Annotated in this window: 9 protein-coding genes and 2 pseudogenes; 7 read left to right on the top strand and 4 right to left on the bottom strand. The window is 69.0% G+C overall.

Annotated features, from left to right (window positions below; translation table 11 throughout):
* Window positions 1-5 precede the first annotated feature (5 nt).
* The 3 genes and pseudogenes from ACEL92_RS21680 to ACEL92_RS21670 all read left to right on the top strand — a co-directional run bounded on the left by ACEL92_RS21680 (window position 6) and on the right by ACEL92_RS21670 (window position 3,424).
* Window positions 6-812 (top strand): annotated as a pseudogene (locus ACEL92_RS21680) (MBL fold metallo-hydrolase).
* A 210-nt stretch (window positions 813-1,022) separates the two neighbouring features.
* The gene (locus ACEL92_RS21675) at window positions 1,023-2,162 is read left to right on the top strand and encodes a PPE family protein (RefSeq protein ID WP_374026326.1); all 1,140 of its coding nucleotides are present in this window, start codon (window positions 1,023-1,025) and stop codon (window positions 2,160-2,162) included.
* 104 nt (window positions 2,163-2,266) lie between these two features.
* Window positions 2,267-3,424 (top strand): PPE family protein, encoded by a 1,158-nt coding sequence (locus ACEL92_RS21670; RefSeq protein WP_374026325.1) that lies wholly within the window; start codon window positions 2,267-2,269, stop codon window positions 3,422-3,424.
* On the opposite strand, the gene ACEL92_RS21665 is transcribed toward ACEL92_RS21670, so the two are convergent.
* Both ACEL92_RS21665 and ACEL92_RS21660 read right to left on the bottom strand, forming a co-directional pair.
* A complete protein-coding gene (locus ACEL92_RS21665; RefSeq protein WP_374022686.1) occupies window positions 3,413-5,761 on the bottom strand; it encodes a heavy metal translocating P-type ATPase in 2,349 nt (782 codons plus the stop codon). The two genes, ACEL92_RS21670 and ACEL92_RS21665, sit on opposite strands and share 12 nt — an antisense overlap.
* 299 nt (window positions 5,762-6,060) lie before the next feature.
* A complete protein-coding gene (locus tag ACEL92_RS21660; RefSeq protein ID WP_374022685.1) occupies window positions 6,061-6,678 on the bottom strand; it encodes a DUF5994 family protein in 618 nt (205 codons plus the stop codon).
* 466 nt (window positions 6,679-7,144) lie between these two features.
* Here ACEL92_RS21660 and ACEL92_RS21655 point away from each other — a divergent pair.
* The 3 genes and pseudogenes from ACEL92_RS21655 to mgtA form a co-directional block, all read left to right on the top strand.
* Window positions 7,145-7,435 (top strand): annotated as a pseudogene (locus tag ACEL92_RS21655) (phosphate uptake regulator PhoU); the annotation flags it as partial.
* 36 nt (window positions 7,436-7,471) lie between these two features.
* A complete protein-coding gene (locus ACEL92_RS21650) occupies window positions 7,472-8,464 on the top strand; it encodes a magnesium transporter CorA family protein (RefSeq protein ID WP_374022684.1) in 993 nt (330 codons plus the stop codon).
* Entirely contained in the window at window positions 8,461-11,091 is a 2,631-nt protein-coding gene (gene mgtA / locus ACEL92_RS21645; protein ID WP_374022683.1) for a magnesium-translocating P-type ATPase, read from the top strand. The genes ACEL92_RS21650 and mgtA overlap by 4 nt, the downstream gene beginning before the upstream one ends.
* Before the next feature lie 303 nt (window positions 11,092-11,394).
* Here the strand turns inward: mgtA and ACEL92_RS21640 are convergent, their stop codons facing one another.
* Window positions 11,395-11,745, bottom strand: coding sequence for a DUF732 domain-containing protein (locus ACEL92_RS21640; RefSeq protein ID WP_374022682.1), 351 nt, complete (start codon window positions 11,743-11,745; stop codon window positions 11,395-11,397).
* A 167-nt stretch (window positions 11,746-11,912) separates the two neighbouring features.
* On the opposite strand from ACEL92_RS21640, the gene ACEL92_RS21635 reads away from it, so the two are divergent.
* Entirely contained in the window at window positions 11,913-12,830 is a 918-nt protein-coding gene (locus tag ACEL92_RS21635) for a PHB depolymerase family esterase (protein WP_374022681.1), read from the top strand.
* Window positions 12,831-12,833: 3 nt separating this feature from the next.
* Here the strand turns inward: ACEL92_RS21635 and nei2 are convergent, their stop codons facing one another.
* Window positions 12,834-13,589, bottom strand: coding sequence for an endonuclease VIII Nei2 (gene nei2, locus ACEL92_RS21630; RefSeq protein ID WP_374022680.1), 756 nt, complete (start codon window positions 13,587-13,589; stop codon window positions 12,834-12,836).
* Window positions 13,590-13,594 lie beyond the last annotated feature (5 nt).

Here is a 13,594-nt window from a genome sequence, read left to right as displayed (position 1 = left end):
CGGGTATGGACATCACCGTGACCTTCGTTGGCAACGCCACCACCCTGATCGCCGCGGGCGGCCTAACGTTGCTGACCGATCCCAACTTCCTGCACCGGGGGCAACACGCTTACCTCGGGCACGGGCTGGTGTCCAGGCGCCTCAAGGAGCCGGCGTTACGCATCGACGAACTCCCGCCCGTCGACGCCATCGTGCTGTCCCATATGCACGGCGACCACTGGGACCGGGTGTCGCAGAAGGGCCTCGACCACCACCTCCCCGTCGTCACCACCCCGCACGCCGCCACCCGATTGCACCGTCGCGGCTTCCCCAACGCGCACGGGCTGTCGACCTAGGGCCAGCACAAGCTCACCAAGGGCGGCACCACCATCACCATGACGTCGCTGCCGGGCCGGCATGGACCGGGATGGACGCAGCGGCTGCTGCCGCCGGTGATGGGCACCATGCTGGAATTCGCCGCCGACGACGGATCGCCCCGGCGCCGCCTCTACATCTCGGGCGACACCGTGCTGGTCGAGGAACTCAAAGAGATCCCCGCCCGGTTCGACGCCATCGACGTGGGCGTGCTGCACCTCGGCGGAACCCGCCTGCCGGCCGGGCCCCGGCTTCCGTTCGGGCTGACGGTAACCATGGACGGCCGCCAGGGCGCGGAACTGGTGGCCATGCTGACCCTGCCGAAGGCCATCCCGGTGCACTTCGACGACTACGGCGTCTTCGCGTCCCCGCTTGCCGACTTCACCGGGGAGATGCAGCGCCGCGGCATGTCCGATCGGATCATCGAGGTCGCACGCGGCGCGTCGGTGACCGTCTGAGAGAGCCGCCGGCCGGGCAAATAAAGGCCACGTAGGCCGACACTTTGGTTACCCTAACGTCACGGGTATATCGTTCGTCACGGCCGGAACTCGACGGGGAAGGAATTGAGACGCACCCTGGGGGGTGAATGCCTAATGTTTCCGGTCTCTTTGCAACCTAGTAAACGAAATTTTCCGGCCGCGTACTCGCCGTAGACAATGTGAGATGTGATGGACCTATTCGCGCCACCTGAGGTCACCTCGACCCTGATCCACTCCGGTCCCGGAGCGGGTTCGTTGGTCGAGGCTGCCGGCGCGTGGCAGAGCCTGGCCGTCGAGTTGGAGAACTCAGTCTCCGTGTACGCGTCCGTGCTGTCGTCGTTGATCGAGTCGTGGGACGGACCGTCCTCCATGGCGATGCTGCAGGCCGTGCAGCCCTACCTCATCTGGCTTCGCACCACCGCGCAGCAGGCCCACCAGCTGGCCACCTCTGCGGAGTCGGCCGCCGCGGCGTTCACCGCCGTCCGCGCGGCGGTGGTTCCGCCCGCGGTGGTGGCGGCCAACCGCACGCGGCTCGCCCAACTGCTGGCCACCAACCGATTCGGCCAGAACACCGCGGCGATCGCGCAGACGCAAGACGAATACCAGACCATGTGGGCGAACAACTCGGCTGCGATGAGCCGCTACCAGGCGACGTCGTCACAAGCGACCACGTCGCTGTCCCAGTTCAATTCGCCGCTGGCCATCGCGAACCCGTCGGGGACCGGCCAGCAACAGCTTGCGGTGTCGAATGCGTCGTTGCTCGGCGCCTCGAGCACCGGGAACATCATCGACCAGTTGGGCGTCACCCCCTTCGACCCCAACTCCGGTTGGTTCAGCTACGCGAGCACCTGGGGCAACCAGTTCATCTCGTCCGGCTTCCCCATCAACCTGCTCAGCTACCTGGCGCAAAACACCTCGGCGCAGGCGCTGCAGGGTGTGGGCAGCGACATCGGCCTGGGGCTCTCGGAGGGCGAGGGCGCGCTGGCGTCGTCGATCACCAGGCTGGCCGGCGCCGTCTCGGCCGCGCCGGGCGGCGCAGCCACGGGGGCGATGGGCGTCGGGGTCTCGCTGGGCAAGCTCACCGCCCCGCCCGCGGTGGTGGGACTGTTGCCGGCGACGCAAACCCCGGTGCAACTCGCATCGTCGGTGTCGCCGCTGCCCGCCGAACCGGGGCTTACCGGGATGCCGCTGATGCCGATGATGCCGGTGCCTCCGGGCAGCTCGGCCGGCAGCGGCTGGCGCAAGCGCAAGCAGCAGAAGTTCGAGGACCTTGAATACGGGGCGGACCTCCCGAAGAAGGTGATACACCGACCGCCCAGCGGGGGATGAGGAACGACGATGGTTCCTCACCACTCCGGAAGCAGAAGTTCGCCGCCGGATAGGTCGACGGCGCAACTCGCCGTCCGCTCCGCCGTCCCATTGGCCGAGACGTGATCGATTTTGGGCTGTTGCCGCCCGAGATCACCTCGGCGCTGATCCACTCCGGACCCGGTGCCTGGTCGATGATCGAAGCCGCCGGCATGTGGCAGGAACTCAGCGCGGAATTGGAGGCGGCGGCCAACAGCTATACCGCGGAGCTGGCGTCGCTGGCCGGGACCTGGCAGGGGCCGTCGGCGATGGCGATGGCCCAGGCGTTCGAGCCGTACCTGGCATGGTTGCGCACCACCGCGGCGCAGTGCCAGGAGATCGCCGCCTCGGTCGAAACCGTCACGGCGGCTTTCGAATTGACCCACTGGGCGGTGGTGCATCCCTCGGTCGTCGCGGCCAACCGCGCGCGCCTGGCGATGTTGTTGGCCACCAACTTCTTCGGCATCAACGCCCCGGCCATCGCCGAAACGGAAGCCGAGTACAACGCGATGTGGGTGAACAACTCGACGGCGATGTACCGCTACGGCGTGACCTCGCTGAACGCCGTGAAGCTGTCGCAGTTCTCGGCGCCCCCGCCCGTCGCCAACCCCTCCGGCGTCTCCACCCAGGCCGCGGTGCTGCCCGCCGCGACGGGTACCACCCAGACCACGGCCAACCTGCTGGCCGCTTCGTCGACGACCGACGGGACCATACTTGACGCGCTCGGCGTCACCCCGTTCGACCCGAACAAGGGCTGGTTCGGGTATTTCAGCACCTGGGGCTACCAGTTCATCGCCGGGGGCTTCCCCATCAACATGCTCAGCTACATCGCGCAGATCAATGCGGCCCAGGCGCTGCAGGGCGTCAGCTCCGACATCGGCCAGGGCCTCGCGGAGGGGTCGGCCGCGTTGAGCTCGGCGGAGGTGAACCTGGCGAACGCGCTCAGCTCCGGCGGGTTGGGGCTGGCGCCCCGCGGGGCGATGGGTGTGTCCGTGCTGGTGGGCAAGCTGAGCATGCCGCCCGCCACGGTGGGCATGTTGCCCGGCGCGCAGCCGCCGGTGCAGCTGGCCGCCGCGGTGTCGCCGCTTCCCCCGGGGGCAGCCCAGCCGTCCGGTCTCCCGATGGTCCCGGTGCGGCCGCCGCTGGGCGGCAAGGGCGGCGGCGCCGGGCGCGACTACGACGACATCGAAATCGGCGCGGAGCTGCCCGGCACGGTCATGAATCGGCCGCCGTCAGCGGGATAGCTTGTGCGCCAGAGGCTTTGGTTCGGCGGGTTCGTCGTTGGCCAGGGTGAAATAGCTTTCCTCCTCCTGCAGGAAATGCAGGCGTAGCAGGGCATGCAGGCCGTAGAGGCACGCGAGCAGGTCGTCGACCTGGTCGGCGGCGATCGCCCCGCTGCTTCGGGCCAGGGCCAGCTGGGCGCCGATCCGGTCGGACAGGCGCTGAATCTCCGCGTGGGTTCGGCTCATCGGGGCCGTCGCCTCGGTGGTGCCCAGCGGGTGGGCCAGCGCCGGGTAGAGCTGCGTCTCCTCGGCGCGCTCGTGCGGGATGATCCGCTCGACGAGCACGGTGTGCGCCCGGCCGATCTCGTCCAGGGCCGACTGATCGGCCGCGGCGGCCAACCGGTCGGCGGCGCCCCGCAGCAGGTCCACGGCGTCGCGCAGCTCGTCGTGTTCGGCGTCGAAGCGCCGCAACAGCTGTTCCGTCGGCGCGGGAAGGTCGACCTCGATGTCGGGATTGCCGCGCAGGGCGCGCAGCGCGTTGAGGATCACGGCGACGTCGATGCCCTCCTGCACCAGCGCCCCGACTGCGGGTGGTAGCCAGCCGAGGGCGGCGATGCCCATCGCGGCCAGCGACAGGATCATGCCGACGACGGCGCTCTGCACGGCGATGCGCCGCGACCAGCGGGCGATGTCCATCGCATCGGCGAGCCGCTCGAGCCGGTCGGTGGTCAACACGATGGCGGCGGCCTCCGAGGACGCGGTGGCGCCGCGGGCGCCCATCGCCACGCCGACGGTGGCCGCGGCCAGGGCGGGCGCGTCGTTGACGCCGTCGCCGACCATGACGGTCACCGCGCGGTCGCACTCGGCGCGCACGGCGGCCACCTTGTCGGCCGGGGTTTGTTCCGCGTACACCTCGTCGAGACCCAATACGTCGGCGACCTCACGGGCGGGCCCGGCGCGGTCCCCGGTCAGCATGACCAATCGGTTCAGCCCGGCCTCGCGGAGCCGGCGCAGGGTGCGGGGCGCGTGACGACGCAGCGGGTCGCGCAGCAGCACGGCGCCGACTGCGCGGCCGTCGACGGACACCCACGCGATGGCGGCCCCGTCCAGCAGGGCGCGATTCACCACCGCGCGCGCCCATTCCGCGTTCGCGGTCGCTTGGGTGAGCTTGCCGACGTGGACCCGCCGGCCGTCCAGCGTGGCGGTGACGCCCTGGCCGGGTTCTTCCACCGCCTCGGTGGGCAGCGAGAGCTGAAGACCGCGGGCGCGCGCCGCGGTGACGATCGCCTCGGCCAGCACGTGCGGGGACATCTGATCCACCGATGCCGCCACCCGCAGGATCTCCATCGCGTCGCGGCCCGGCGCGGTGGCGACGTCGATGACGGTGGGGCTTCCCATCGTCAGGGTGCCGGTCTTGTCCATCACCAAAGTCGTTGCGTGCCCGAGGTTTTCCAGAGCGCCGCCGCTACGAATCACCACACCCCGCCGCGACGCCCGCGACAGCCCGGACACGATCGCGACGGGCGCGGCCAGCAACAGCGGGCACGGCGTCGCAACCACCAGCACCGCGACCGCCCGCACCGGCGACCCGCTGGCCAGCCACGCCGCCCCGGCCACCAGCAGGGTCAGCGGCAGGAACCACGCCGCGTACCGGTCGGCCAGCCGTATTACCGGCGCGTTCTGGGCCCCGGCCTCGGCGGCCAGGCGAACGATCTGCGCGTAAGTGCTGGCGGTGGCGGTGGCCGTGGCCCGCATCTCGAAGGCGCTGCCGGCGTTGACCACCCCGCTGCGCACGGCCTCGCCGTCGCCGCGTTCCACCTGCAGCGGTTCGCCGGTCAGGACCGATTCGTCCAGCACGGCCACCCCACCGACGATGCGCCCATCGACGGGCACCACCTCGCCCGGGCCGACCACCAGCACGTCGTCGATCGCCACGTCCGCGAGCGCGATGACGTCGACCGCCGATCCCGTCCGGCGGCGGGCGAACCTGGGCGCGTGTTCGAGCAGCGCCCGCAGGTCGTGGGACGCGCGGCGCTCGGCCGCGGCCTCCAGCGCCCGCCCGCCGGCCAGCATCACCGCGATCAGCGCGCCCGCGAGGTACTCGCCGACGAGCAGCGTGCCGACCAACGACAACACCGCGATCAGGTCGACCCCGAACCGGCCCCGGCGCAGCGCGGCCATCACCCAGACCGCCGCGGGGATAACCGCCACCACCGTGCCCGCGATCCAGCAACCGTCGGCGACCCGCGCCGCCCCGGCCAGCCAGGCGATCCCCCCGGCCGCCAGCGCGACGACGGTCGCCGCGGCCAGCGCCGGCTCCAGCCAACGGCCCAGCCGCTCGCGTGTCACAGCGCCCATGCGTGCCAGCCTCATCCCGTGGTCATGGTGACGGCTAGGGCCGGATGGACGCGGTTTGAGGACTCAGGTCACTAGAAACGGCCGGCACCGGCTGACGAGCATGGTGGACGTGGCTGACATATCTTCCGCGGGGTCCCTCCCGATCGCCCACCATCACCGGCGATCCCGTCAAGCCGGGCTGACGGAGTGGACCTGCCGAGGCGCCGGCACACGATCGGATCGACGAGTTGCTGGGCTAGCAGCCCGACTGGGGGCTGCCGGGCTCAGCCGACATCGAGCCGATCACGAACCTGACCGGCCTACGCGCTTAACGACGGTCGCCGATGATCGTGCGGGCGCGATTCCAGCATGCGGTTGCGCACGATGTGTTCGACCAGGATCGGGACGAAGGTCTGCACCGGCGCATCGACGAACTGCAGGGCCGCCTCCTCGCTCCAGCGCTTGATCTGGGCGGTCCGGGCCGCGTCGTCCAAGCCTTCGTGAAGGGCCAGCTTGTCGGCGACGTCGGCCACCGACCGGGCCACAGTCGAGCGGCCGGCCCTGGCGGCGTCGGCGTCGGCTGGTCTGCCCGCGCGTTCGAGTGCCTGGCGGGCCGCCTCCTCGCAGGTGTCCGGCCGGATCACCTGCAGCGTGACGTGGCGGCCGTTCTCGCCGATCAGGATGACACTGGTCGGCTCGTCGCTGGTGAAGCCAAGCAGTTCGACGGTGTGCCCGGCGACCTCTATCAGCGCGGGCGTGTCGTCCCAGCCGTTGCGGCGGTACCCCACCATCACGACCTGCCCCATCCGTTCCGACAGTGCCGTCAGCAACTTCGGCAGCTCCTCGACCAGGTTGGTCGACTGCGGCCACCAGGCGCCGTCGATGTGCTCCGAGACCGACCGATACGGCTTGAGCCGCAACCGATTGTCGCGCTCCATTTCAACCACCTGCTCGCTTACTTTCGAGTTAGCCGCCGTACCGCAAACGGTACGGCCGGCGTGACCGACCCGCGACCCGAAGAAGTGACCGCGGGGTTTACCAGACGTGAACAACCAGTGCTGCCAACGGGATTCGGAGCCGCCATCCTGCGTCGACAGGTAAGCCGCTGGGCCACCGCCAGTATCCGTAGCCCGTCGCGCGCCATCTCGTCGATCTGCAGGCCCAGCCCGGGGAGACCGCGTCGTGTGCTCACCGTGTTCTCTTGGCTCGGGTGGATTGTCCTCGATAGGGTGACAGCGGCAGGTTAACCGGCGGCAGCGCTCGGGGGAGGAGCCGTTCAGGCCCTTTTCGGGTGCCTTTCGTCCCTTGTGAAAAGCGCTCGCATTGGCCACCGTTGCGCTATGCGAACGGCTTACCACCACCGGCTGGAGGAATTGAGCGTCCAGCTCGGCGAGATGTGCGGCCAAGGTGGCAATCGCGTTGGGCGACAACGCGAAACAGGTGCTGACGTCGCGCGACCAGGAACAGGCCGCGCGGCTTCGCGAACAAGACGACGCGATGGACGAGCTTTACCGGCAGCTGTTCAGCGTGTTGCTGGACCAGAACTGGACGGACAACATTCCCACCGCCGTGGACGCCGCGCTGCTGGGCCGGTTCTACGAACGCTTCGCCGACCATGCCGTGGAAATCGGACGCCGCGTCGTCTTCATGGCCAGCGGCGATCTGCCCGAGCAGGACGAGATCTCCACCTACTGATGGGTGGCGGGTGGACCGGGCTGAGAAGATAACGTCGTGCAGGGCAACATCCAGGGCCGCGTCTGGCGCCACGGTAAGCCGCAGGACGACTTCACTTTTGCCGACATCTCGGAGTACCTCCGTGAACCCGACACCCTCGTGTGGGTGGACCTGTGCGTCCCCGACCACGACGCGCTGTGTGACCTGGCCGCCGAACTCGGCCTCAACTCGTGGGCCGTCGAAGACGCCGTGGCGGCCGCCGAGCGGGTCAAGGCCACCGCCTACGAGACGCACACCTTCTTCACGGTCTATGCGGTCGAAGTCGCGGCGGAGGCCACCGACGAGCCGCGGCGAATGCTGTCCATGCACCGGATTTCGGCGTTCGTGCTGCCGCGCGGCCTGATCACCGTGCGTCTGACGCCCGACTTCGACATCGCCGCGGTCACCCGGCGATGGGAGGAGATCGGCGCCCAACAGTACGGGGTGGGCGCCCTGGTGCACGGCCTGCTCGACGTCGTGGTGGACAGTCATTTCGCGGCGGTGGAGGCCCTGGACGACTGCGTCGAATCCATCGAGGACGAGCTGTTCGACGGCACCCCGCGCCAGCCCGGCTTTCAGCGCCGGACATTCCAGATGCGGCGGGACCTGGTGGGTCTGCGGCGCGTGGCGCTGCCGATGCGGGAGGTGGTCAACTCGATCCAGCACCACCGGCACGAAGTGGGTACCGCCCCGGAACTCGACCCGCTGTACGCCGACCTGTACGACCACGTACTGCGCGTGTCCGAATGGACGGAATCTTTGCGAGACATGGTCACAACGATTTTCGAGACCAACCTATCGCTGCAGGACGCCCGGCTGAACACCATCATGAAAAAGCTGACCGGATGGGCGGCCATCATCGCCGTGCCCACGGCGATCACGGGGTTCTACGGCCAGAACGTGCCGTACCCGGGCTTCGGTCACCTCGCCGGGTTCATCGCCAGCACCAGCCTGATAGCCGTCTTGATGGTGGTGATCTACCTGATGTTCAAGCGCCGGGACTGGCTATGACCGCGCAGGTGTTACCGGAGTCCGCGGTCGCGACGACGACGTCGGTGGCGGCGGCCCGGGTCGACGAGGTGCTGCGCTCGCTGGACAGCTCGGCCGCCGGGTTGTCCAGTGCCGAGGCGACGGCCCGGCTCACGCGCTACGGCGCCAACGCGGTGCGAACCCACCGCGTCAATGTCCTTGCGGTGCTGGGTCGTCAGCTGCGCAACGCGGTGCTCATCCTGCTGGCCGGCACCGCGGTCGTCTCGTACTTCCTGGGCGACAGCATGCAGGCCGTGATCATCGGCATCATCCTGGTGGCCAGCATCGGACTGGGCTTCATCAACGAGTACCGCGCCGAGCGCGCCGCCGCCGACCTGCATGCCAGCGTGCACCACAACGCCGTGGTGCGCCGCGACGGGGAGTTCGTCACGCTCGCCGTCACCGCGCTGGTGCCGGGGGATGTGATCCGGCTGTCGCTGGGGGAGGCGGTGCCGGCCGACGTACGGCTGATCGAGGTCAGCGGTTTGGAATGCAACGAAAGCATCCTGACCGGGGAGTCCACCGGCTCCGAGAAATCACCCGAACCCGTGCCCCCCGGAACCGACCTGGCTGACGCGACCGACCTGGCGTTCATGGGCACCATCGTCAGCGCCGGTGAGGGCACCGGCGTGGTGTATGCCACCGGAAGGAACGCCGAATTCGGCCGCATCGCAGCGGGTTTGGACGAACGCCAGCCGGAAACCGGCTTCCAGGTGGGGCTGCGCCGATTCTCCTATTTGCTGCTACAGGTGGCCGTCGCGCTGATGGTCGTTATTTTGATCAGCAACCTGCTGTTGGCGAAGCCCATCATCGACTCCGTGCTCTTCTCGCTGGCGATCGCGGTCGGCATCACGCCGCAGCTGCTGCCCGCCGTCGTGAGCACCGGCCTGGCCGCCGGGTCACGGCAGCTGGCCAAGGCCAAGGTGCTCGTCAAGCGGTTGGTGTGCATCGAAGACCTAGGCGACATCGACATCCTGATCACCGACAAGACCGGCACCCTGACGGAAGGCCGGCTGCGGCTGGTCGACGCCCTCGACGCCACCGGTGGCCCCAGCGACGCGGTGCGCCGGCTGGGTCTGCTGGCCACCGATGTGGACCCGGAAACCGGTGGGGCCAGCGCTAATCCGCTCGACGCAGCGCTGTGGGAGTCCCCGCAGGCGCACGAGTCGGTGGCCGGCGCCGCACGAGTCGCGGTGCTGCCGTTCGACCATGAGCGCCGGGCGACGTCGGTGTTGGTCGACGACGGCGGCACTCGGATGCTGGTGGTCAAGGGTGCGCCCGAGCAGGTGCTGGCCCAATGCCGAAGCGTCGCCGCGGTGGCCGAGGAGACCCTCGGGGCGTTGTTCGCCGCCGGGCGCCGGGTGGTGGCCGTGGCCGCCAAACCGGCGTCGGGGCTGACGTCGCTCACCCGCGCGGACGAATGCGAGCTGACGCTCGCGGGCTTCCTGGTCTTCGCCGACGAACCCAAAGCCGCCGCGCGGCAATCACTTTCGGAGCTGGCCGACCTGGGCATCGAGCTGAAGATCGCCACCGGGGACAACCCGCGGGTCGCCGAAAAGGTCTGCGGCGACCTGGGTTTGGCGTCCAAGGGCACTATCACGGGCGCACAGCTGGACGCGCTGGACGACGACGCGTTCGCCGGCGTCGCGCAGGATCACACCATCTTCGCGCGCATCTCCCCCGAGCAGAAGGCGCGGCTGATCACCGCGCTGCGGCGCAAGGGGCGCTCGGTCGGCTTCCTGGGCGACGGCGTCAACGACGCGCTGGCCCTACACGCCGCCGACGTGGGAATCTCCGTAGACAGCGCCACCGACGTGGCCAAGGATGCTGCCGACGTGGTGCTGCTGGAAAAGGATCTCGGGGTGCTGGCCACCGGGGTGGCGCAGGGCCGGCGCATCTTCGCCAACACCATCAAGTACGTGCTGATGGGCACCTCGAGCAACTTCGGCAATATGTTCAGCGCCGCGGCCGCGTCGGCGCTGTTGCCGTTCCTGCCGATGCTGCCCAGCCAGATCCTGCTGAACAACCTGCTCTACGACACCTCACAACTGGCGATCCCGACCGACCGGGTCGACGCCGAGCAGCTGCATGCTCCATCGCACTGGAACGTCGCGTTCATCCGCCGGTTCATGCTGATCTTCGGTCCCATCAGTTCGCTGTTCGACTTCCTGACGTTCGGGCTGATGCTGGGCGTACTACACGCCGGGGCAGTCGAGTTCCGCACCGGCTGGTTCGTGGAATCGCTCGCGACGCAGACGCTGATCATCTTCGTGATCCGCACCCGCAGGGTGCCGTTCTTCCGCAGCCGGCCCAGCGCGCTGCTGACCGTCACCAGCATCACCGTGGTCGCCGTCGGCGCCGGGCTGACGATCTCGCCGCTGGCGCGGACCTTGGGGTTCACGCCGCTGCCATGGCAATTCTTCGCCGTGCTGGGCATGTTCGTGATCTGCTACCTGGTTTTGGTGGAACTGGCCAAGATGCTTTTCTACAGCGAGCCGATACACCTTGCCGGACAACCGCATCGCACCCGTGGCAGCGCAGATCGCATCCGCCGGCGGGCCGCCCGCTACCACCATTACGCCGGGCGGCGAACGCGGAGAACCAACTGAACCTCAGTGATGAATTTGCACCGTGGACTGGTCGGCAAGACCGTGCTGGATGCCCCGCTCGATCTTATCCGTTAGGGCCGCGCTGTCCGCGGGTGCCGTCTCTTCGCAACTGCAGCTGAGGGTGTTGAAGGGGCTTGGGTCGGCGGTGGCGGTGGCGGCCGTCCAACCGACAGCGCCGAGAGCGAGTGCCACGCCGACCAAAAGTCTAGGAATCATTTGGCCTTCGAGAGTTCTCAGGAATTGTTTCCGAATTCAGATTTTACCGGCGTGCTTGTCACGAACCTGTCAACTGGTTGTTAACTTTCAGGCCTGGGCGCCGTACTTCGGGCAGTACGCCCGGATGCTCACGCCGACGAAGTAGCCGGCGTGGTAGCCGTCGAGGTGGCTGTTGGTCATCACGTCGTTTGCCACCTGTTGCGGCGCTTCGCCGGAGTCGAGTTCCTGGCACACCAGGTGGCCGGACCGGATCGCGGTTTCGGGCGATTCGTAGTTGATGCCCTTGGCCGTCAGCGCGGCGAGGAACGCGTCATCGGCGGCGCTGGCGTGGGCGGCCGGGGTCGAGCCGAGCGCGTCCAGCAGCCCGGCGGCCGGGACGACGCCGGCAGCGATCAGCAACAGCAGAAGGCTGGGGTTGCGTATCTGGGTCCTCGTCATTTCTGATACTCCCGTGACATCGATGTGCCGTTGCTCGCTGACAGCGGGGGCTGCCCGAATATTCGCACGTTGCGACGCCGCTCGGTGCGGGATCAATCATATTGCGATCATCGCCACACCCAGAGTGCGGTTTGCTCGGCCGTCGGCGTTGCCGGGGTCCTGACGACATGCCGCACGCGCGTTTGTTGTCTCTGATCCTCGTTGCGGTGTGCTTGATGGCTTGTGGTGAGCGGCACGTGTCGGCGGCCACCGCTCGGGATGCGTCCGGGACGTTCCGTTCCGGCGGCATGGACCGAACTTACCTGCTGCACGTGCCGCCGGGCAGCCCGGTCGGCCTGGTCTTGAGCCTGCACGGCGGCGGCGGGACCGGGAACGGACAGCGCGGGCTGACCGGGTTCGACTCCGTCGCCGACGCCCACAACCTACTGGTGGTCTATCCCGACGGTTACGACAAAAGCTGGGCCGACGGGCGGGGGGCGTCGCCGGCGGATCGTCGGCACATCGACGATGTCGGCTTCCTGGTGGGGCTCGTGGGCAAGCTGCAAAACGACTACGACATCGCGCCGGGGCACATTTTCGTCACCGGGATGTCTAATGGCGGATTCATGTCCAACCGGCTGGCGTGCGACCGCGCCGACGTGTTCGCCGCCGCCGCGCCAGTGGCGGGCACGCTGGGCGTGGGCGTGGCGTGCACGCCATCGCGGCCCGTGTCGGTGTGGGAGGCCCACGGCACCGCCGACCCGCTGGTGCCGTTCAAGGGCGGGACGGTGCGCGGTCGCGGCGGGGTCAGCCACGCCATCTCCGCCGACAGCATGGTGAACACGTGGCGTTCCGCCGATCGCTGCCAGGGCGCCCCGTCCGTCCAGGCCCTGCCCAACGTCGGGGACGGGACCGTCGTGCGCCGCTTCGACTCCACGGGGTGCGCGGCGTCGACCGAGGTGATTTTCTACCAGATCGACAGCGGCGGACACACCTGGCCGGGCGGCAGACAATACCTGCCCAAAGCGATCATCGGGCCCACCACCCGCGCGCTCGACGGTTCGGAGGCCATCGCGCAGTTCTTCTTGGCGCACGCGCGGGACTGAGCGTCAGCGCTGGCATGACGGGCACCAGTAGGTGACCCGGTCCCCGGAGCCGTCGTAGGCGATGCGGGTGCCGCAACGACGGCAGCCCCGGCCCGCTCGCCCGTAGACCCACAGCTGCCGGCCGGCGCGGGTGTCGCCGGTGGTGCAACGGTCCCACCGGAACCGGTTGAGCCACAACATGTCCCGGGCACGCGCGACCAGCCGCTGCGGGTTGGTCACCGCGCTCACCGGCGCCGTGGGCAGATGCCCGCTGAGGAAACACAGCTCGTTGGCATAGACGTTGCCGATGCCGGCCAGGACGCGCTGGTCCAGCAGCGTCTCGGCGAGCGGGCGGCCGGGGTGCGCCGCCAGGTTGGCGGCGGCCAACCCGGCGTCCCAGTCCTCGCCCAGCAGGTCGGGCCCCAGGTGCGCGACGGCGTCCGCGTCGCGGTCGCGTTCCAAAATCTCCAGCACGCCCAGGTCCACGCCGACGGCACGGACGGTTCCGGCTTCCAGGACGATGCGCGCCCGGTGGTCGACCCGCACCGGCCGATCGCTGACCCGCCAGCTGCCGTCCATCTTCAGGTGCGAGTGGATGCTCGCCGGGCCGACCCGGATGAACAGGTGCTTGCCGCGGCTGAGCACCTCGTCGACCGCCTCCCCGGTGAGGTCGACCGTCGCGTACCGCGGGACGCGGACATCACAGCGCGTCAGGGTGCGCCCAAGCAGGTGCTGGCGCAGGACTGCGGCGGTGTGCCAGACGGTGTCTCCCTCGGGCATGGCTA

This window comes from Mycobacterium hainanense, from assembly GCF_041890355.1.
In the GTDB taxonomy this organism is placed as follows: domain Bacteria; phylum Actinomycetota; class Actinomycetes; order Mycobacteriales; family Mycobacteriaceae; genus Mycobacterium; species Mycobacterium hainanense.
This window is presented reverse-complemented; position numbering and strand designations above follow the sequence as displayed.

Coding starts and splice junctions, on each gene's coding strand:
- ACEL92_RS21675 (WP_374026326.1), top strand. CDS start 1,023: ATGGACCTATTCGCGCCACCTGAGGTCACCTCGACCCTGATCCACTCC.
- ACEL92_RS21665 (WP_374022686.1), bottom strand. CDS start 5,761: ATGGGCGCTGTGACACGCGAGCGGCTGGGCCGTTGGCTGGAGCCGGCG.
- ACEL92_RS21660 (WP_374022685.1), bottom strand. CDS start 6,678: ATGGAGCGCGACAATCGGTTGCGGCTCAAGCCGTATCGGTCGGTCTCG.
- mgtA (WP_374022683.1), top strand. CDS start 8,461: ATGACCGCGCAGGTGTTACCGGAGTCCGCGGTCGCGACGACGACGTCG.
- ACEL92_RS21640 (WP_374022682.1), bottom strand. CDS start 11,745: ATGACGAGGACCCAGATACGCAACCCCAGCCTTCTGCTGTTGCTGATC.
- ACEL92_RS21635 (WP_374022681.1), top strand. CDS start 11,913: ATGCCGCACGCGCGTTTGTTGTCTCTGATCCTCGTTGCGGTGTGCTTG.
- nei2 (WP_374022680.1), bottom strand. CDS start 13,589: ATGCCCGAGGGAGACACCGTCTGGCACACCGCCGCAGTCCTGCGCCAG.